Source organism: Ohtaekwangia kribbensis (genome assembly GCF_042676245.1).
Lineage (GTDB): Bacteria > Bacteroidota > Bacteroidia > Cytophagales > Cyclobacteriaceae > Ohtaekwangia > Ohtaekwangia kribbensis.
Window position 1 is genome coordinate 348,917 of the sequence record NZ_JBHTKA010000001.1, and the last position, 19,006, is coordinate 367,922.

Below are 19,006 nucleotides of genomic sequence, written 5' to 3' on the forward strand. Positions count from 1 at the left end.
TCAGCAAGCAAACAAATCCAGGTTTCACGCCAATCGTTACTGTTTCACGCTTCATTGTTTCACATCGCGACATACCGGAAATCTTCTCCCCGGACTATAAATCAAAAAAATCTGTAATTATACTATGACGGAAGAACAACGGGCGCTCTGGCTAAAAGTACGGGCGTTTGAATTGGACGATCCTGAATCCGCGTTTCCGTTTAGCAGCAGACTGGCGCGCGAAAACGGATGGACACTGGAATATACCTTGCGCACCATTGAGGAGTATAAGAAATTCATGTTCCTCATTTGTGTGGCAGGATATCCGCTCACTCCTTCCGATCAGGTTGACCAGGTATGGCACTTACACCTGCTATATACATACTCGTACTGGAAAGAATTTTGCGCTACCGTACTGAAGCGTGAAGTTCATCACGGTCCTACAAAAGGAGGCAAACAGGAAGGCGAGAAATTCAACGACTGGTATACCAAAACATTGGACACCTATACCGCTATATTCCAAGAACCACCACCTGCTGATATATGGCCGGTCAATCAAAAGCGATTTAGCGAAATCAATTATCAACGTATAAATCTTGACAAAAACTGGATTATCAAAAAACCATTTATACTATGAATCAATTAACTAAACTAACCCCGGCGGAAACACTGCTCATCCGAAGCGGACCAGCAGCGCCACTGAAAGATCTGTTGAAATATACCTTGATGGATCTCTTGTACAAGCAAGTGCTTGAAATCGAAGAAATGAAACTGCAAACAGATCTCCCGAATTCCTTTAAAACGTACCGGTATATACGCATTGGAAAAAGATTTCACGAATATACCGGCCTGGCGCACGAACATGTTTTCCTCTCGCCATTCCTTCAAAACAATATACTGAAATTACTTTTTGACAATGCTGTACGAATCGGTTACGAAAATGCAGGCTCACAAACAAGATACGTGTCCATGATACTTAAGTCATATACACTGCAAGACATCGTTAAGCGAAACTGGCTGCAAAGACTATTCGGTGGTTTCTCGTATACATCCGGTGGTATATCTACAAAGGCAGCCATTGACTTTGAATTCGAAACGTTGGAAAAACTTGTTACCGCGTACAGGGAGAACAAAGACCAGCGCATATTGGACAATTTGAAATCCATTGGTGGCAACATCTTTCTGCTGGCATCTTTTGATACAACGCTAGCGAAAGAAATAGAAATAGAGTTGCAGCAGGAATTTGATCGAAGAGCAAGCACCGATACCAGCGGATGCTCTACTTACTGGCCAACCTCCAGTTCTTCCGGATGTTGGTCTTCCTTTGATAGCCACAGCCACTCCAGTAGTTGCAGTTCAGACAGTGGCTGTAGCTCAGGAGACAGTGGTTGCTCCGGTTGTGGCGGATGCGGTGGTGGTGACTAAATCGCCTGGCTTACACGCTCAGTTACACACCGTTGTCTCAATCACATCTATTCTTCTCCCCTGCGTTCCATACGCTGACGTTGTTTCATTGGATATTTTCATAATCCTCTAACTTTACAAGAGAATAAAAAAATCACCGGTTTAAAGGTGATATCTTTTCATTTTTCTGCACATGGTATTAAAACGTACTGTATGGAAACTGTAATGCTCAATGAGATTACCCAAACACTTTCTGACGCAGAACGCGATAAGCTGTTTGAAGAACTTTATATAACAGCCTTTCCCGTTGTTGCCAGGTTCGTACGCAAAATGAACGGATCCCTGGATGACGCATCCGATCTGTTTCAGGATGCACTCGTAATCTATTATGAAAAATCAAACGATGCTGACTTCACGCTGTATACATCACCGGAAGCCTATATACTCGGTATAACCAAACACCTGTGGATGCGAAAGTATACACACGATCATAAGAAGGTATCACTGGATATGATAGAAGCTTCCATTACAATTCCGAATGATTATACTCCGGAAGTAGACAGTCTACAACTACTAAAACTTCTGGCCACGACAGGAGAGAAATGCATGGAGTTATTGCAGGCTTTCTATTATGAAAAAATATCCATGAAGCTATTGGCCGGCAAATTTGGTTTTGGCACGGGACGTTCCGCTACCGTTCAGAAATACAAGTGCATCGAAAAGATCAGAAATACCATCAAAGAAAAATCCATTTCGTATGAGGACTTCATTGAATGAAATAGCGCTCACGGAAAAATACCTGCAGGGTCAGTTATCCCCGGAAGAAAGACTTGTGTTTGAAGCGCGCCTGCTAACGAGTCCGTTACTGCGATGCAATGTATCTGTCCAGCAGAAAGTATACACATTAACAAAGCTATATCACCGGAGAAAAATAAAACAGCAGGCACTGAACGTCCAGCACAAACTTTTCCATGAATCGCAGCACGCAGAGTGGAAAGAAGAAATTGTTAAACTATATAAATGAAGCAAAGATGATACAAGCGAATATGATACCGATGGTGATCGACAACAGCGCGCGGGGCGAACGTGCTTACGACATTTATAGTCTGCTGTTGAAAGAACGCATTATTTTTCTGGGCACCGGTATAAATGATGCTGTCGCCAATGTTATTGTTGCACAGCTGCTCTACCTGAATAGCATTGATCAAAAAAGACAGATCAGCCTATATATTAACAGTCCGGGAGGAAGTGTATATGCAGGGCTTGCCATATACGATGCCATGCAAATGATACAGGCACCGGTCTCAACAGTAGCCGTAGGCGTATCGGCCAGTATGGGCACCGCCTTGCTGACCTCAGGTTGTAAAGGTAAACGGTATGCATTGCCGCATGCTACCATACACATGCACCCAACCGGTGGCGGGGCACAAGGCTATACCGAAGATGTACGCATTGCTACGCGTGAACAGGAGCGCATACAGGCACAGCTCTTTCACTTAATGGGCAAACATTCAGGACATACCTGGAAAGAGATTGAAGAGTACTTCTTACGCGACAAATTTATGAGCGCCCCCGAAGCAAAAGACTTCGGTCTCATCGATGAAGTATTAGGCGACATTAGCGATGTGGTTGTACTCAGCAACCCGGAAATCGATGTGAAGCTTTTTCAAAAAGCGGAATAGACGTTGAAACTTGCGCTCCGAAAAAGATATATATAGTTGTAGTCATCCGCCCGGGTGACTACTTTCATTTTGCTTACTTTTCTCTACCCCTCCCATCGGTTCCCCGTCAGTATACGGCAGATTCTCATCTATGGAGGATGGCACTATTATTTAGGCTATCACACGCCATTTGCTATTACACTGGCCACAGCAACCCATTCTATACCGCTCTTGTGCGTGTGAATCGTGGAGTTCTTCACGGTATACAATGAATGTTTCTGAATTGTTATCGAAACCATTGCAGTATTAAAATAAAAACAAAGTCAACGGTTTACTGTGGATACACTATCTGCAGCATAACTGCTTTACGATTCTCTACAACTATATATCTGCTTATGATAACACTTTTAAACACGCATCTGCATGCAAAACTTTAACGCTACTTTAGCAAAAAGAACTGCACTCTGTTTTTTTCTGCTCCTTGGTGTACTCCGTACACCTGTGTTTGCCCAAACGTTCCCGGCCGGTTTCAGCCGTGTACAAGTTGCCAATGGCATCAGCAATCCTACCGTAATGGCTTTCGCTCCTGATGGACGAATCTTTGTAGCCCAACAAAACGGAACCCTTCGCGTGATCAAGAATGGTGCGTTGCTCCCTACACCGTTCCTTCAGTTGAGCGTAAACTCAAGTGGTGAGCGCGGTCTTATTGGTATAGCACTGCATCCCAACTTCGCCACCAATCAGTATATATATCTTTATTATACATTGCCCGATGGTTCGCGGAATCGCATCAGTCGCTTTACCGGCAATGGTGATGTGGTGGTGCCCGGCAGTGAAGTTATTATACTAAACCTGGATCCGCTGAGCAGCGCTACTAATCACAACGGTGGGGCTATGCATTTCAAAAACGGTTTATTGTATGTTGCCATTGGCGAGAATGCAAACTCGGCCCACGCACAGAACCTGGATACTTACCATGGGAAAATACTTCGCATCAATCCGGATGGATCTATACCGACAGGTAATCCGTACACCACCGGGTCTGAACAACGCAGAAGAGTTTGGGCGTATGGACTGCGGAACCCTTATACGTTCGATGTACAACCTGGAACAGGAAGAATCTTTGTGAATGATGTAGGACAAGGTACGTGGGAAGAGATCAATGATGCCACAACCGGTGGATTGAATTTCGGATGGCCTGCTGCCGAAGGTACTAGCACCAATCCCGCCTATACCAATCCGGTATATGCATACCAGCACGGCTCTGGTGATGGACTTGGTTGTGCCATCACGGGTGGCGTATTCTTCAATCCTGCTACTACAAATTACCCGGCAGAATATACCGGTCGCTATTTCTTCCAGGATCTTTGCAACCGCTGGATCAACATGCTGAGTCTGTCCGGATCAACAGCTACACGGCTTCCATTCGCTACCGGACTAGGCGGTGATGCGCTAAGTATAGATGTAGGCAATGACGGAAACCTATATTATCTCGAAAGAAGTACAGGTGCTTTGTTCAGAATTATATATACTGTCAACACAGCACCGGCTATTGTTACACACCCTGCGAATGTAACGGTATCTGCCGGACAGCCCGCATCGTTCTCGGTTACCGCTACCGGTACTGCACCTCTCACCTATCAATGGCAGCGAAACAATGTAAATATTACAGGTGCTACATCATCAACCTATACCATTGCCAGTGCGCAAACTTCACATGCAGGTTCATATCGTGTTATTGTGTACAATGCAGCAGGCACTGCTACGAGTAATTCAGCAACGCTCACGGTTACAACCTTTAATGCAGCCCCCGTTGCTACTCTTACAACACCAGCAGCCGGTACACTATACCGTGGTGGTGATGTAATCAATTTTTCCGGAGATGCTACCGATGCAGAAGATGGTACATTGCCCGCAAGTGCCTTTACCTGGCTGGTACATTTCCATCATGACACACACCATCACGATGGACCTCCTATAGCATCAGGTGTAAAGAGCGGATCGTTCACCATACCTGCGAGTGGTGAAGTCGCAGACAATGTATGGTATCGATTATACCTGATCGTTACCGATTCACAAGGATTGAAAGATACCGTACAGCGTGATATACTTCCGCGTAAGTCTACTATAAACCTGGCAACACAACCGACTGGTTTACAAGTAACATTGGATGGCCAACCGGTTACTACACCAACTTCGGATCTGAGTGTTGAAGGTATACAACGCACCATTGGTGTAGTGTCGCCTCAAACTTCCGGAGGTATAACATACGAGTTTGATCGGTGGTTACACGGTGGCAGTGCAACGCAAACTATCTCCACCCCGATTGATGATATAACCTATACGGCTGTGTACCGAACCAGTTCGTTACGTGAACCGGACAATCCTGCAAACACGATAGCCGGTATAGCTTACGCATACTATGAAGGTGTGTGGTCAGCACTCCCGAACTTTGCAGCGCTTACTCCGGTTGAGACCGGCAATCTTACTACGATCAATCTTACACCGCGCAATCGCGAAGACGATTATGCCTTCCGGTATACCGGGTATATCGATGTGCCTACCGATGGTACCTATACCTTTTATACCAGTTCGGATGACGGCAGCCAGTTATTAATAGGATCAACGGTGGTCGTTAACAACGATGGTTTACATGCAACGCAAGAAGCCTCCGGAACAATTGGACTCAAGCGAGGCAAGCATAGCCTTACCGTTACATTCTTCGAACGACAAGGTTCTGCTGTGCTCACAGCAAGTTATGCTGGTCCGGGTATAACCAAACAGGTTATTCCGGCATCGGCCTTATTCCGGACAACAACCTTCGCTCCTGTTACCTTGGAAGCCGAGAATGCAACACTCTCCGGTGCGATTGTATTGAACAACCAGGCAGGCTATACCGGAAGCGGTTTCGCAGATTATCAGAATGCATCAAACGATTATGTACAGTGGTCAACTGCTATACCAATGGCCGGTAATTATACGCTTACCTTCCGGTATTCGATGGGCAACACGCCACGCGCACTGGCCATCAGCGTGAATGGTACAACGATAAACAGTTCGCTTACATTTCCGCGCACAACCACGTGGACTACCTGGACGACTATATCTATACCGGCAACATTGATAGCCGGTACCAACCTGATTCGCGCCACCGCCATTGGCAGCAGCGGTCCGAATCTCGATCACCTGGTGATCAGTAGTGCAACTCAGGCTTCAGCGATCGCAGTGAATGAAGATGAATCCGGCAGGCAAAGTCACTGTTCGTTCAAGGTGTATCCGAATCCTGCCAAACAAGAACTGAGTATTGCTCCGGACACCGATAACAAAGACGCTTTCGAAGTAACATTGATTGATATTTATGGTCGTGCCGTGAAAACAATACCAAACGCTGATGCTATTGTTACGTTCGCGATTGATGATATACCTGATGGTGTTTACCGGGTGCGTGTGGTGCAGGGTAAGCGGACGAAGTTTGAGACGGTGATTGTGAGGAAATGAGGAGTAAGGATTAAGAAGTAAGAAGTAACAATGCTATATATGCTACTATAGAGATGCGTTAGCGAAAGCTGACGCATTTTTTTATACACTATAAAGTGTTTTTTGGTAGAAGATGGTGTCTACTGCCATTCGGGGAAATTGTGTTGGCAAGGCTTCGACATCTACCAGTGTAAATCCTTCGCGCTCGTAGAAGCGTTGAGCTGCTTTCAGTTTTTCTACGGTGCCGAGGTATAGTTTCGATACAGCATGTTGCTGTGCCCATGTTTCGAGTGTATGCAGTAGCAAACGCGCTACATTTTTTTCTTTTCCGCGCCATTCGTGTTTTACAAACATCTTGCGGATGGCGCCCATGTTGTTGCCGATGTCGATCAATGCGATGGTGCCGATCAGCTCGCCTTCCGGGGAGAGTGCACACCAGAAATTACCGCTTCCCTTCCGGTAAAAATTATCGATGTCCTGCAGATCAGGTTGATCTGCCAGCGTAATCTTTATATTAAACTCCTGTTGCTGTATGGATATAATAAGATTCGCAATGGCTTCAGCATATTGCTTCTGATAGGGTACGATCTGAATTTGCATGTGCTCTATATCTTCCTGATTAACGCTATCTTCCTGGTTACGCTATTTACAAAGCTACCACTTCATGACACTACGAATATATTCCGCCAGTTCATTCGCGATGAGTTGATGTTCCTTCAGATCGGGATGTCCTCCACATCCGCTATTGAAGCTTCGCGAATAGAAGTATTTACTCACCTTTTTATCGCCTTGCGCGGTGGTATAGTTTACAATACCGGTAAGGTAATTCTTCAGGGCTTTTGTCAAAGCAGCATCGCCCATCGGACTTGTAAGACATATTATCTGTGCCGATGGATAGTGTTTACGAATGGTGCGAATAAACTCAACATACGCGTTACAGAATTTGACGGAGTCCTGGATACCATCGTTCTGGCCAAGGCCAATGGTAACAACATCGGGTATATATTTTGAAAAATCCCAGGGTATCGTATTGGTACTGAAATTTACTTTATCAAATACCTGCGGCATTACATACGGTTTATCGCAGCAACTATGCATGAGTCCTATACCTGACTCGGATGTTAAATGATATTGTGTCTTCAACTCCCTGGCAACGGTAGGTCCGTAGCTGAAATATGCGTTGTGCTGATCATACCACTCTGCTTTATCGCACGGCACCACCGACAGGTCGCTACCGGTACCGCAGGTAATGGAGTTACCAATGAATTCGATCTTGCGTTGAGGCTTCGCGGGCATTGGCAGTATACCTTCACAGAGGACTCCGGCAAATTCAAGATAACCGATGAGTGCTTCTGTGTTCTTGCAGATGGTGAGCGTGTGGGCTCCCCGTTGCAAGCCGGTTGCAACGGTAATCGTATCCGTTTTGCCGGTTGTCTGAATTCTGAATGGTTTCTGCTGATCGACCGAAATTTCCAGGTAGTTATGCGATTTACCCCACAACACTTCATCGTTCACAATAATGGAACACGAAGTACCCTTGAACTTCACTTGTATATATACTCCGGCTGCCCAAAAGCGTGGCAGCTTGGTATTCGAAAAGTCAATGCGCCCGGTATACTGTATATCCGGATGATCGGCACCTATAAACTGCACGGGGCTTGCTTCAACAGAAACACTCCACAGGAGAAGCATTGCTGCGCTTAGTACGTAACGTCTCAAATGAGTATGATTCACTTTTTACACTTTGTGGCTTGCTGACTGCAAGCTACTGGCTGCAGGCTGTTGGTGCTGAGGTTTCATTATACTATCCAACACGGTGTTGGTATAGTATAACGAATCAAAAACGTAACTTGTCTGCAGCTGGTAGCTAGAAGCTATTTTCGTAACTGCACGTCTTCGCCTTTCACATCAATAACCAATGGCTCTCCGGATTCGAGTTTTGTTTCGACTCCGTCTTTGCTCACTTTTATTTTTAGTACGCGACCGCGGAACTCAATGCGGAAGGAATAGGATTTCCATTGATCCGGAATGAACGGATTGAAATGTAGTTTTCCGTCACGCACGCGCATGCCGCCAAATCCTTTTACTACGCTCATCCATGTACCAGCCATTGACGTGATGTGACAACCTTCTTCGGTGTCGTTGTTATAGTCATCGAGGTCGAGGCGGGCGGTGCGTAAGTATAATTCGTATGCACTTGATTTATACCCTAACTTTGACGCCAGTATAACGTGCACGCAAGGAGACAAGGATGATTCATGAACCGTTAGCGGCTCATAGAAGTCATAATTTCTGCGGATGGTCTCGATATCAAAATCATCTTCGAAGAGATATATACCCTGCAGCACATCTGCCTGCTTGATGAAGCATGAGCGAAGGATGCGATCCCACGACCACTTCTGGTTCAACGGACGATCTTCTTTTTTAAGTTCGCTCACCCGAAGGATCTCTTTATCCATAAACCCGTCTTGCTGCAAAATGATATTGCGTTTCTCATCGACCGGGTAATACATTTTCTCTACGATCTCTTTCCAGCGATCGGTCTCTTCTTTCTCCCTGAACGAAGTTTTGCTTACAATTTCATTGTAGCGGTTCAGGTTGTTGTTCTTCACATAGTCAACAGCCTGCTGCGCAAAACGCAGTGTCCAGGCTCCGAGGTAATTAGTATACCAGTTGTTGTTTACGTTGTTCTCGTATTCATTTGGACCGGTAACTCCCAGGATCACATATTTACTTTTCTCGGCCGACCAGTTTACGCGTTGCGACCAGTAGCGTGCTATACCGATGAGTACTTCGAGTCCGTATTCCGTAAAATAATTCTTGTCGCCGGTATATTCTATATAGTCGCGGATGGCGTATGCCATGGCACTGGTACGGTGAATCTCTTCAAAAGTAATTTCCCACTCGTTGTGACATTCTTCACCGTTCATGGTAACAAACGGATAGAATGCAGCTCCATCTTTAAAGCCGAGCTTCTTTGCATTCTCGATCGCTTTACCCAAATGTTTATAGCGGTATACCAACAGGTTGCGCGCAACTTTCGGTTCTGCTGTACTTAAGTAAAACGGAAGGCAGTATGCTTCGGTGTCCCAATAGGTACTTCCGCCATATTTCTCACCGGTAAATCCCTTTGGTCCTATATTCAGGCGTTCATCTTCACCGGTATAGGTCTGCATCAACTGGAATATATTGAAGCGTATACCTTGTTGTGCGGCTATATCGCCTTCTATGGTAATGTCGCTCTCCTCCCATTTGTGTTGCCATACTTTGGCGTGCTCGTCAAACAACGCATCGAAGCCTTTGTGAAACGCTTCGTCCAGTACTTTGTTGGCTGCTGTTACCAACTGGTCCTTCGGATGATTCTCTGATGAAAGTATAGCAGCATATTTATATACTACAGTTTCTTTACCTTCCTGCAAAGCAACCTGTATCACGTTACCGGCAAACTTTTCGCGCAATTCAGTGTTGATGCGATCGGCATTCGCTTTTTTACCATCGGTTTCGATGTGATAGCGCATGCCTGTAGTTACATGAAAATTGGTCTTCTTGGTTTGTGCGGTTACAACGGCTCTTCCTTCAGAAGCGTCTTTATATACCTCTTCCCAGAATTTTTCATCGTAGTTGGAATCCTTGTTCACTACATCGGCATCTACATAGATAGAGAGCAAACCTTTCGCTGAAAAGTTAAGCGGAGTTATAGCATAGCGGATCGCTCCTACTTCACCATGGGCCATGCTGCAGAATCGTTTTGATTCTACGCGTACTTTCTTACCATCGCCCAATGTTGCGGCAAAGCTTCTGGAGAGTAAACCGGTGCGCATGTCGAGCACGCGTTTAAAATCCTCTACTTTACATTTGGCAAGATCGAGTTTCTGGTTATCAATGCTAACGTGAATGCCGATCCAGTTCGGAGCGTTCAATACTTTTGCAAAATATTCCGGGTAACCATTCTTCCACCAGCCAACACGTGTCTTATCAGGATAATATACTCCGGCCACATAACTTCCGCGAAGTGTTTCGCCGGAGTACTCTTCTTCAAAATTAGCGCGTTGTCCCATGCGCCCGTTCCCGATACTGAACACACTTTCAGATATCTTGTTATAGTGCGGATCCAATCCTTCTTCTATAATCTGCCATTCGTGGTGCTTTAAATACTCTTTCATTACACGTATATATTTAACGTTACTATATATCTCTAGCCGTTGGCTTTCAATTTTATCGCAGCATTGCAGTCGTCCAGCATACTCATGGTAAATTCCCCGGTCGTGCGTATCACGCGCATCGCCTTGAACAGTTGTTCCGGTGTACCTATACCAACGCAATGCATACCCGCAGCGAGTGCGGCTTCCACGCCTGCTTCTGCATCTTCAAATACGAGGCACTCTTTCGGTTCCACGCCCAGCTTCGTTGCCGCGAGTAAAAATATCTCAGGATCGGGCTTGGAATGTACTACCATGGTACCATCAACTACCACTTCAAAAAGATGCTCGATGCGCAAAAGCTGTATCACCGTCTTTGCATTCTTGCTGCTGGAGGCAAGTGCTATACGCATACCATGCTGCTTGAACGTTGTTATAAGTGCTGTTACACCGGGAAATATTTCCTCCGGCAACATGCGCTCTACATAGTCAACAAACCATGCATTCTTTTTATTGGCGAGTCGTTCCTTTTCATGCTGACTCAGGGTGATGCCACCCAGCTCCATGAGTATCTCCATCGAGCGTATGCGGCTTACTCCTTTCAGGCGCTCATTGTCTGCTTCGGTGAATTTGATACCGAGTTCATCGGCTAATCGCTTCCATGCCAGAAAATGATAGCGCGCTGTATCTACAATGACTCCGTCCAAGTCGAATATTACTGCTTTAATCAAAGGTCGGGATTTAGGGTCTTGAATTAAATTATTGCCAAAGGGTATATATATACCGATCAGCTGTACGTATCGCGAATGATCTGGTTGGTTTCATCCAGCGATTTAAAAACAGCAAAGGTTTTACCCTGCGTGCGCAGTGCACCGAGTGCATTGCCGTAGCGTGCGGCCTGTATATAGTCGCGGGGCTTCTGCAGCAAGCCGAAGCCTATGCCACCGGCAAATGAATCGCCACAGCCTGTGGTATCAATTACATTTTCCACTTTTACGGCCGGCACCATTTCTTCTTTCAGTTTGCCACGTTCATTATAGTATACCAGGCATCCGCGTGAGTCTACCGTAATATACAGGCACTTCACTCCCTTGCTCAGACAGTGAACTGCAAACTGACGAAGTACATCGCGGTCTACATCTTCACTTTCCAGGAAATCCTGGCTTTCATATTCCTTTTTGAACCATGACGCGTGCGCTTCTTCGAGGTTCATCTTGAGAACATCTATATAGGGAAGCCACTGATCCCGGTCGATCCAGAATTTGCGCATACGCTCTCCGTTGATGAGACATGCTGTAGTTGGACCGTGCGCATCGAATATTATAGTGCCTTCACTTTTCTTCTTCAGGTATTTAAGGGTTTCGAGGGAGATCTCGTAATCGCTGATGGGTATAAAAACAAACACATCGCAGTCTGTCAGTTTCTTTACATCATCGGGCATGATGGGGTCCATGAAACCGGTTTGTCGTTCAAGCCGGTTGTTCATGTCGATGAACTTGAGACTGATGATATCGCCCTGGTCGTTTTTCGTGGTCAGGTGCTTGAGATTTATACCGGGATAACCGTTGAATACTTCCACCACATTATCCAGGTCAACCTGCCGCAAGTGACTTACCGGCACAATTTCGATCTGTTCACCCGCCATGACTGACAGCGCAATTACCGGATGTGTAACACACCCCCATTTTTGTATCAGATCGCCCTGGTGTGTAACGATGTGATCGCGTGGTATGGGTCCAAGTATTGCAATTCGTTTCATAGACGTTTGCTGTTATATCGTTAGCGTTAAACCTTCAAACAAAATCATACCGGCACACGTGTCGTCCCCTCGTTCGCTATACTAAAGCGGATCGGCTAACAGAAATGCTGCGCCAAACACACCGGCACTGTCGCCCAGTGAAGGCTTCACAATGCGTGTATCCAGTCGGTTGTTAAATACATATTTCTTCACCGAGTCTACACCACGGTCGTAGAGCAGATCTATATTACCTACACCACCTCCGATCACGATAACATCCGGATCGAGTATATTGATGATGACACTCAGTGATTTACCAAAGAATTCGATCAACCGTTGTATAGTCTTCTGTGCTGTAGGATCTACTTTCGATTCGGCCAGCGCCACTATATCTTTCAGTGGTTTGTTGTTGCCGGTTTCTTTGTAGTAGTATCGTTGTAATGCCGGACCGGAGATCACCATCTCCACGCAGCCTGACTTTCCGCAATAGCATGGGCCGCCTGATTCATCGAGGAAATTATGTCCCCATTCGCCTGCTATACCTTGCAGACCTACAATCGCTTTACCATCAATCACGATACCTCCGCCTACACCAGTGCCCATGATTACACCGAACACTACGCGCGCATCCGGAAATCGTTCTTTTACTACACCGTAACGTGTCTCTGCCAGCGCGAAGCAATCGGCATCGTTCGCCATTTCTACTTTTACACCGAGTATCTTTTCAAGATCTTTCTTCATCGGTTTACCATTCATGGCTACGGTGTTGCAGTTCTTCATTACGCCTTGTTTCGGATCGAGTGTGCCGGGTGTTGCAAAACCTATACCGTTGGGTTTTATACCGGTAGTTTTTTCCATCATGTCTACCAGTAACTTTACCTGTCCCAGAATATGTTCGTATCCCTGATCAGCTTCCGTTGGCACGCGGTCGCGAAACAATATTTCCGGATCGCTTACTGACTTCAGTATAACGCCTTCTATTTTTGTTCCTCCCAGGTCAATTCCCCAAAGACTCTCATTGCCCGCGGCACTGTTTTTCTCTTTACTCATAATAGTCTGTACTTCTATTTTTACTTATATCGATAGTTCACTTTTCATCTTCACGCGCATAATGATAAGCCGTGGTTTGCGGCCGGAATGTACGCCACGAATGCCAGAACTCCTGGTACGATTGTACTACCGGTAATTGTGTTCCCTGTAATTTACCTTCGGTGCAGCGACCCTGTATATTCCAGGTCGATTGTGTTTGTGCATCGCGAAGTATATACGTTGCCGGGTCGAAGGTAAAGGAAAGTGTATCGCGTTTAAAGACATGGAACGAAGCACTGTCTGATGCCAGTGTAACCAGCAGTGGTATACCTCCGAGTGTATCCTGTATAACTTTTACCTGTTCGAGTTCATTCCAGTCGTAGGCACGTGCATCCATACCGGTCTGTACACCTACTACCCACGATTTATCTTTCCACGAAAGTGAATCAGCACGCGTCAAATCTCCTTTACTCCTTCCTTCATCATAATTCTTCATGCCTTCATATTGTTTGTTGAAGGTTGTATCGGGTTGCATGATCTCGGTGTCGGGATGCAGGGTTATCCATGCATCGAGTCGCATCTGTTCGGCTGCTATCTCCTGTAATTGTTTTCCTTTCATTGGACCAGCAATTGCTTCTCCGGTCACTTGTCGCCACCAGCTTTTGGTAGCGGTGTCTTCAAACATAGCATTGAAGTGATCCATACCTACCAGCCGGAAGGTCTCTGCTTTACCTTCCACCAATGGACTGAACACCCGCCCGGTACGACATACGGTACAATACGTTACCATAACAGGAGTATTACCCACAGTATCGCGTACCTGGTGGTGATAGCCAATGATCTCGATGGGATATGCTTTGGATGCACCGTTAACGGAAACACCAATCACCAGGTTTGTCGTTGGAATTTTATTGGCATTCGCTTTTGTAAAGACTTTTATACCGGGTTGATAGAACATCTTGTCGGCCAGAAAGCGAAAGTTGAAGAAGTAGAATACCACGAGGTATACCACCACCGACAATGTGACTATAATTTTTGATGTAGGCGAGCCGCTGCGAAAGTACGATACAACCGGAAACGCAATGAGCACCAGACCGATAACGCGTATGATATTGATGTTGGTGTGAAGAAAGTACGCAACGTTAATGGTTTCGTCATGCTGGCTTCCGGGAAAGGGCATGATGAAGTATACTCTGAGTATCTCTGCACCGATCAGAATAATAATACCGACTGAGAATAAAAAAGTTCTCATCTATGGTTCTGGTTGTTGGCGCTGCACACATGACACAGCGCGGTGAAGATAGAGATTACAACCTAAAGAAAGATAGCGGGACGGGTAAAAACTTCGTACTGTATACTGAAAAAAATCAGCCTATCAGCCAAAGAGCACCTTAAATAACCAGGCTCCGATTATACCTCCTATGATGGGGCCTGCAACGGGTATCCAGCTATACGACCAATCGGAAGAACCCTTGCCGGGTATAGGAAGTATTGCGTGGGCCAATCGCGGAGCAAGATCGCGGGCGGGGTTAATCGCAAAGCCTGTTGTACCACCTAAGCTCAAGCCGATGGATGTAATCAGTCCGCCAATGATGAGCGGGTTTAATCCGTCTGCAAATTTGTTGGCGCCTATAAATAAAATGGCCATGACCAATACCAGGGTAGCCAGCATTTCGCTGAAGAGGTTGGCCGGTACGGATCGTATAGCAGGTGCCGTGCAAAATATAGCGAGCTTCAGAGACGCATTATCCGTTTTGCTCCAATGCGGCATATAGTGCAGCCATACCAGTATAGCACCGGCAAAGGCTCCGGCCAGTTGAGCCAATATATACCCGGGCACCTGGTCTACCGGGAAATCTCCGGATACACACAAGGCCAATGTTATAGCCGGATTGAGATGCGCACCGCTGATGCTGCCAACAGCATAAATAGAAATAGTAACGGCAAGTCCCCAGGCAACAACAATCGCCAGCCAGCCGTCATTTTCAGCTTTCGAGTTTTTTAACAACGCTCCTGCTACCGAGCCTTCGCCCAGTAAAATCAATAACATGGTGCCAAAGAATTCTGCCAGGTAAGGAGTCATATAGTGTATGGATTAGCCTGCCAATATTTATTCTGCTACAGATTATTTTCCGTCCGCGAGCTTCTTTCCTTCTTTTCTCGTCCGGACTTTTTCATTGATAAAATTGCCAACAGCCCTTCCTTCAATCATACCATTTTCAATCGCAGGGCGGTAGTGAATTCCCCCGTATAAACGACTGATTGCTGCTTCTTCGGAAGCATGTATAAACGATTTGAATGAACGCGCTGTTAATCCGAATTCAATTTCAGTGGAGTCGGTAAAGCTGAAGTTATCACCAAAGAGTTTTGTCAATACCATCGCTGATGCTCCTGACACAACGCTGTGGCCACTGGTATATTCCGGGAATGGCGGTGTCTGCAAGAGCGGTGTCCAGTTTTCATCTATATACTGGTTTATATAGGTCTCCGGACGAATGAGACGGCTCCGGTATTTTTCATCCCAGCAGGATATAAATCCATCCACCAGCCCTATAGCAACACGGGCATACGCTTCTGCGCTTTTTACGATGTCAGCATTTGTTTTTTTACAGGCAACACTGGTAATGTTCATCCAGTGACCTCCGGGTGATATTTTCTTAGTAGCAAACATCACGTGTCCTTTCACATTCATCACAAACGGATTGCAATCCCAGAACGAAGCGATCTGTCGTTGCTCGTCTGTCATCTTTACACCTGCGGTATATACTTCAAATGCTTCCTTATAGAAACCACTCTCTTTATCGGTAGAGAATTTTGTTGGTGATACCGGTTTAAACTGCGCAGCTGAGTCGAGTGCAAAAGTTCTGATCTTGTTCCAGTGTGGTTCAACAGCATCCATATACGCAGGCGGTGTTGGCTTCCAGGTGGCAGGATCTTCGCTGATGGAATACTTGGGAAATGAACGCGACTGTTTATAGTTGTCTTTCTGTGACCATGCAATGATGTGATCGGCCACTTGTGTTCCGTATGCTACCGAGCGCTCGAATACATCTTTCGGTACGCCATCATTTTTAAATTCCTGCATGATGCCTTCATAGAAAGCATCCATCTTGTCTTCCGAAAACACCAATGCTCTTCCTACTTTCAATGCTGCCTGTACCGATGCCAGCGGGTAACAATATTCTTTACCTTTATCCGGCTGAGGTACTTGTCCGAGGCCGTGAAGCTGTCCGGCAAAACTCACACACAATGAATCCTGGTGCCGTGCTGCTTCATATGCAGCAACACTGACATAAGTATAAATACGACTCGCTACCGGAGGTGAAAATATATCATGAACAATAACATCAGTTACTTGCTTGATAGAGCGGTGCAGGTATTCGGCATTCTGAACTTTTGTACGCCACGCATCATCAGAAGAACACGACACGAGCAACATGCAAATGACCGCAATCTTCCCAAAAGAAAATTTCATAACAATCCGGGTAAGTATGGTTCTCAAATTTAGAAGGAAAACAATAATAACAAACGGTTTAATTTCCTTGCTTCACTATAAAATCTTTCTTATCAACGCCTGCGCCTTTCACCTGAACCGATTTCCATTTTTTAGGAAGAGGTTTGCTGCTCTGCACAATTCCGTTATCTGAAATACTGAGACCTCCGAATCCGAAAATAACAGCTTGCAACATTCCACCTGCACCGGTAGCAAAGTATGGATTGGTTCCTCCGGCTGTTTCAGCAAGTACACCAAAGGGTGGCACTTCATTGGGCTTATAGGTCTTTACAAAAAGCTCGTATGCTTTTTCCGATTGCCCCAGTCGCGCATATAGTGTAGCAAGCACCGAGTTACCCATCGCAGGTCCTTCAGGCGACATGCGTGGTTCATAATACTTCAGATCTTTTTCAAGCTGTGCGCGATCGGTAACAATCTCCAGCGGATACGCCAGCAGATTAACATCGGCCTGTTTTATATCCACTCCGGTATAGGTAGCATTTTCTTTTGTAGTGCCATCAGGAAATTTCAGTATAGGAATATTTTGTGCCACATGTTCCCAATCAGCATTCGGTTCGAGTGCTAATTCTTTTGCAGCCTGTGTAGCATAGCGCAGTACCGTGATTGCCATACCATTGGTAAATGCGTTGTTATCTATATTCTCCTGCCACTCATTGGCGCCTATAACATTGTTGATCTCATATCGTCCGCTGCCTTTGCGTTCAACACGGCTCGCCCAGAAATCAGCTACTTCTTTCAGCACAGGATAGCCGCGTTCGCGCAACCAGGTTTTATCTTTTGTTACCTGGTAATATTTCCAGAAGGCCCAACCTACACATCCGGTGATGTGATGTTGAAAAGGTCCGGTAAGTGCCCACACCGGTGTATCTTCTGTTCCCTCATCTGATGACTCCCATGGAAACATGGCGCCTTTATACCCGTGCGAAAATGCATTTTGTTTCGCGGCCTCCAATCGTTGAAAGCGATATTCGAGTAATGACTTTGCTATATCGGGTTGCAATACCAGCAGTGGCGGGTACATCCAGAGTTCCGTATCCCAGAACACATGGCCGTTATACCCAAGACCTGATAGTCCCATAGGCGATAAACTATAAGCAGTACCGGCACGGGCAAAAGAGTATAAATGATAGAGTCCAAAGCGTATATCTTTCTGAGCCTGCACATCGCCTTCCACTACAATATCACTCTTCCATAAATTTTCCCAGGCAGCTTCATGATGTTGCAGCAGACGTTGTGTACCTTCAAGCTTTGCAAAAATGGTAAGGCGCTCCGCTTCATTCAGCGGATCTTTATAGTGTTCGGTTGATGTTGCTGATGCTACAACACTAAAGGTATAGGTATCTCCCGCCTTCATATCTTTATTGAACTTCACAAGATGCATGTTATAGTCCCAGTCCTCATGAATCAAGTCGGGCTCCTGGCCGTGTGGCTCCGTAAAAATTATACTGTTACTCACAGCAACGGTATGCTTGCCGGAAGGACTTTTCCCCACCGAAGTAAGCAACGGTATGACTACATGTGGACGATCGATTTCACTGTACAGATTCCTGACGTCCACCAGGTGATTGGGAGCTTCGATTACACTCATGGGTGTAATTTTCACTGCGCGCTTCGCTTTGACCTCGATAATTGCCAGGGCCGTATAGGGTAAATGTTGCAGCGCCATAATGGTGTGTTTTACCATAAGCTTATCTCCTACTTCGAACGTAGTAGTGAGTGCTGCTTTTTTCATATCGAGCACCTGCCGGTAATTTCGAATATGCTTCAGCCCGATGCGCTGGCCATCCACATCGAGGTTCATGTTAATGTGATTGAATGTCTTGAGTATATTGGAGACACGACCGCGCTGGTAATAGTCATACACTCCGTTCAACACAACATCCTTTACTTTCATCGGCTCGGGAGACGATACGATGCCTACCATGCCGTTCGCTACCGTTACGCCATAGTAATTATTCGGATCGATTGTTTTCGCCTCGATGGTCCATCCTGCATCTTGTGCAAAGCCTGCCACCGGAATAAAAAATACAAAGTAGTACAGGATTGTTTTCATAGACGATACGTT

Annotated in this window: 16 protein-coding genes; 6 read left to right on the forward strand and 10 right to left on the reverse strand. The window is 45.8% G+C overall.

Annotation, left to right across the window (positions count from 1 at the left end):
* Positions 1 to 124 precede the first annotated feature (124 nt).
* The 6 genes from ACFQ21_RS01550 (at position 125) to ACFQ21_RS01575 (ending at position 6,542) form a co-directional block, all read left to right on the forward strand.
* Positions 125 to 616, forward strand: coding sequence for a glycine-rich domain-containing protein (locus ACFQ21_RS01550; protein WP_377573831.1), 492 nt, complete (start codon positions 125 to 127; stop codon positions 614 to 616).
* Positions 613 to 1,404 carry a hypothetical protein gene (locus ACFQ21_RS01555; protein WP_377573833.1) on the forward strand — a complete coding sequence of 264 codons (792 nt, stop codon included), beginning with the start codon at positions 613 to 615 and terminating at the stop codon, positions 1,402 to 1,404. Before ACFQ21_RS01550 ends, ACFQ21_RS01555 begins: the two co-directional genes overlap by 4 nt.
* A 192-nt stretch (positions 1,405 to 1,596) precedes the next feature.
* Positions 1,597 to 2,160 (forward strand): RNA polymerase sigma factor, encoded by a 564-nt coding sequence (locus ACFQ21_RS01560; RefSeq protein ID WP_377573835.1) that lies wholly within the window; start codon positions 1,597 to 1,599, stop codon positions 2,158 to 2,160.
* Positions 2,141 to 2,407, forward strand: a complete 267-nt coding sequence (locus ACFQ21_RS01565; protein WP_377573837.1) for a hypothetical protein — start codon at positions 2,141 to 2,143, stop codon at positions 2,405 to 2,407. Before ACFQ21_RS01560 ends, ACFQ21_RS01565 begins: the two co-directional genes overlap by 20 nt.
* Before the next feature lie 7 nt (positions 2,408 to 2,414).
* The gene (locus ACFQ21_RS01570) at positions 2,415 to 3,065 is read left to right on the forward strand and encodes a ClpP family protease (protein ID WP_377573839.1); all 651 of its coding nucleotides are present in this window, start codon (positions 2,415 to 2,417) and stop codon (positions 3,063 to 3,065) included.
* A 402-nt stretch (positions 3,066 to 3,467) separates the two neighbouring features.
* Positions 3,468 to 6,542, forward strand: coding sequence for a PQQ-dependent sugar dehydrogenase (locus tag ACFQ21_RS01575; protein ID WP_377573842.1), 3,075 nt, complete (start codon positions 3,468 to 3,470; stop codon positions 6,540 to 6,542).
* An 81-nt stretch (positions 6,543 to 6,623) separates the two neighbouring features.
* Here ACFQ21_RS01575 and ACFQ21_RS01580 read toward each other — a convergent pair whose 3' ends face one another.
* The 10 genes from ACFQ21_RS01580 to ACFQ21_RS01625 form a co-directional block, all read right to left on the reverse strand.
* Entirely contained in the window at positions 6,624 to 7,121 is a 498-nt protein-coding gene (locus tag ACFQ21_RS01580; protein ID WP_377573845.1) for a GNAT family N-acetyltransferase, read from the reverse strand.
* A 54-nt stretch (positions 7,122 to 7,175) separates the two neighbouring features.
* Positions 7,176 to 8,255 carry an SGNH/GDSL hydrolase family protein gene (locus ACFQ21_RS01585; protein WP_377573848.1) on the reverse strand — a complete coding sequence of 360 codons (1,080 nt, stop codon included), beginning with the start codon at positions 8,253 to 8,255 and terminating at the stop codon, positions 7,176 to 7,178.
* A 140-nt stretch (positions 8,256 to 8,395) separates the two neighbouring features.
* Entirely contained in the window at positions 8,396 to 10,684 is a 2,289-nt protein-coding gene (locus ACFQ21_RS01590; RefSeq protein ID WP_377573851.1) for a glycoside hydrolase family 65 protein, read from the reverse strand.
* A gap of 32 nt (positions 10,685 to 10,716) precedes the next feature.
* On the reverse strand, positions 10,717 to 11,391 hold the full coding sequence (pgmB, locus tag ACFQ21_RS01595) for a beta-phosphoglucomutase (protein WP_377573853.1): 675 nt from the start codon (positions 11,389 to 11,391) through the stop codon (positions 10,717 to 10,719).
* 56 nt (positions 11,392 to 11,447) lie between these two features.
* Positions 11,448 to 12,419 carry a carbohydrate kinase family protein gene (locus ACFQ21_RS01600; RefSeq protein WP_377573856.1) on the reverse strand — a complete coding sequence of 324 codons (972 nt, stop codon included), beginning with the start codon at positions 12,417 to 12,419 and terminating at the stop codon, positions 11,448 to 11,450.
* An 81-nt stretch (positions 12,420 to 12,500) separates the two neighbouring features.
* Entirely contained in the window at positions 12,501 to 13,448 is a 948-nt protein-coding gene (locus tag ACFQ21_RS01605; RefSeq protein ID WP_377573859.1) for an ROK family protein, read from the reverse strand.
* Positions 13,449 to 13,485: 37 nt separating this feature from the next.
* The gene (locus tag ACFQ21_RS01610) at positions 13,486 to 14,679 is read right to left on the reverse strand and encodes a DUF3179 domain-containing (seleno)protein (RefSeq protein WP_377573862.1); all 1,194 of its coding nucleotides are present in this window, start codon (positions 14,677 to 14,679) and stop codon (positions 13,486 to 13,488) included.
* Positions 14,680 to 14,802: 123 nt separating this feature from the next.
* The gene (locus ACFQ21_RS01615; RefSeq protein ID WP_377573865.1) at positions 14,803 to 15,510 is read right to left on the reverse strand and encodes an MIP/aquaporin family protein; all 708 of its coding nucleotides are present in this window, start codon (positions 15,508 to 15,510) and stop codon (positions 14,803 to 14,805) included.
* 42 nt (positions 15,511 to 15,552) lie between these two features.
* The gene (locus tag ACFQ21_RS01620; RefSeq protein ID WP_377573868.1) at positions 15,553 to 16,902 is read right to left on the reverse strand and encodes a vanadium-dependent haloperoxidase; all 1,350 of its coding nucleotides are present in this window, start codon (positions 16,900 to 16,902) and stop codon (positions 15,553 to 15,555) included.
* Between the two features lie 58 nt (positions 16,903 to 16,960).
* Positions 16,961 to 18,994 (reverse strand): glycosyl hydrolase family 95 catalytic domain-containing protein, encoded by a 2,034-nt coding sequence (locus ACFQ21_RS01625; protein ID WP_377573871.1) that lies wholly within the window; start codon positions 18,992 to 18,994, stop codon positions 16,961 to 16,963.
* Between the last annotated feature and the right edge of the window lie 12 nt (positions 18,995 to 19,006).

What these genes read in the sequence shown, in the direction of transcription:
- ACFQ21_RS01550 (WP_377573831.1), top strand. Translation starts at nt 125, where the DNA reads ATGACGGAAGAACAACGGGCGCTCTGGCTAAAAGTACGGGCGTTTGAA.
- ACFQ21_RS01555 (WP_377573833.1), top strand. Translation starts at nt 613, where the DNA reads ATGAATCAATTAACTAAACTAACCCCGGCGGAAACACTGCTCATCCGA.
- ACFQ21_RS01560 (WP_377573835.1), top strand. Translation starts at nt 1,597, where the DNA reads ATGGAAACTGTAATGCTCAATGAGATTACCCAAACACTTTCTGACGCA.
- ACFQ21_RS01565 (WP_377573837.1), top strand. Translation starts at nt 2,141, where the DNA reads ATGAGGACTTCATTGAATGAAATAGCGCTCACGGAAAAATACCTGCAG.
- ACFQ21_RS01570 (WP_377573839.1), top strand. Translation starts at nt 2,415, where the DNA reads ATGATACAAGCGAATATGATACCGATGGTGATCGACAACAGCGCGCGG.
- ACFQ21_RS01575 (WP_377573842.1), top strand. Translation starts at nt 3,468, where the DNA reads ATGCAAAACTTTAACGCTACTTTAGCAAAAAGAACTGCACTCTGTTTT.
- ACFQ21_RS01580 (WP_377573845.1), bottom strand. Translation starts at nt 7,121, where the DNA reads ATGCAAATTCAGATCGTACCCTATCAGAAGCAATATGCTGAAGCCATT.
- ACFQ21_RS01590 (WP_377573851.1), bottom strand. Translation starts at nt 10,684, where the DNA reads ATGAAAGAGTATTTAAAGCACCACGAATGGCAGATTATAGAAGAAGGA.
- ACFQ21_RS01600 (WP_377573856.1), bottom strand. Translation starts at nt 12,419, where the DNA reads ATGAAACGAATTGCAATACTTGGACCCATACCACGCGATCACATCGTT.
- ACFQ21_RS01605 (WP_377573859.1), bottom strand. Translation starts at nt 13,448, where the DNA reads ATGAGTAAAGAGAAAAACAGTGCCGCGGGCAATGAGAGTCTTTGGGGA.
- ACFQ21_RS01610 (WP_377573862.1), bottom strand. Translation starts at nt 14,679, where the DNA reads ATGAGAACTTTTTTATTCTCAGTCGGTATTATTATTCTGATCGGTGCA.
- ACFQ21_RS01615 (WP_377573865.1), bottom strand. Translation starts at nt 15,510, where the DNA reads ATGACTCCTTACCTGGCAGAATTCTTTGGCACCATGTTATTGATTTTA.
- ACFQ21_RS01620 (WP_377573868.1), bottom strand. Translation starts at nt 16,902, where the DNA reads ATGAAATTTTCTTTTGGGAAGATTGCGGTCATTTGCATGTTGCTCGTG.
- ACFQ21_RS01625 (WP_377573871.1), bottom strand. Translation starts at nt 18,994, where the DNA reads ATGAAAACAATCCTGTACTACTTTGTATTTTTTATTCCGGTGGCAGGC.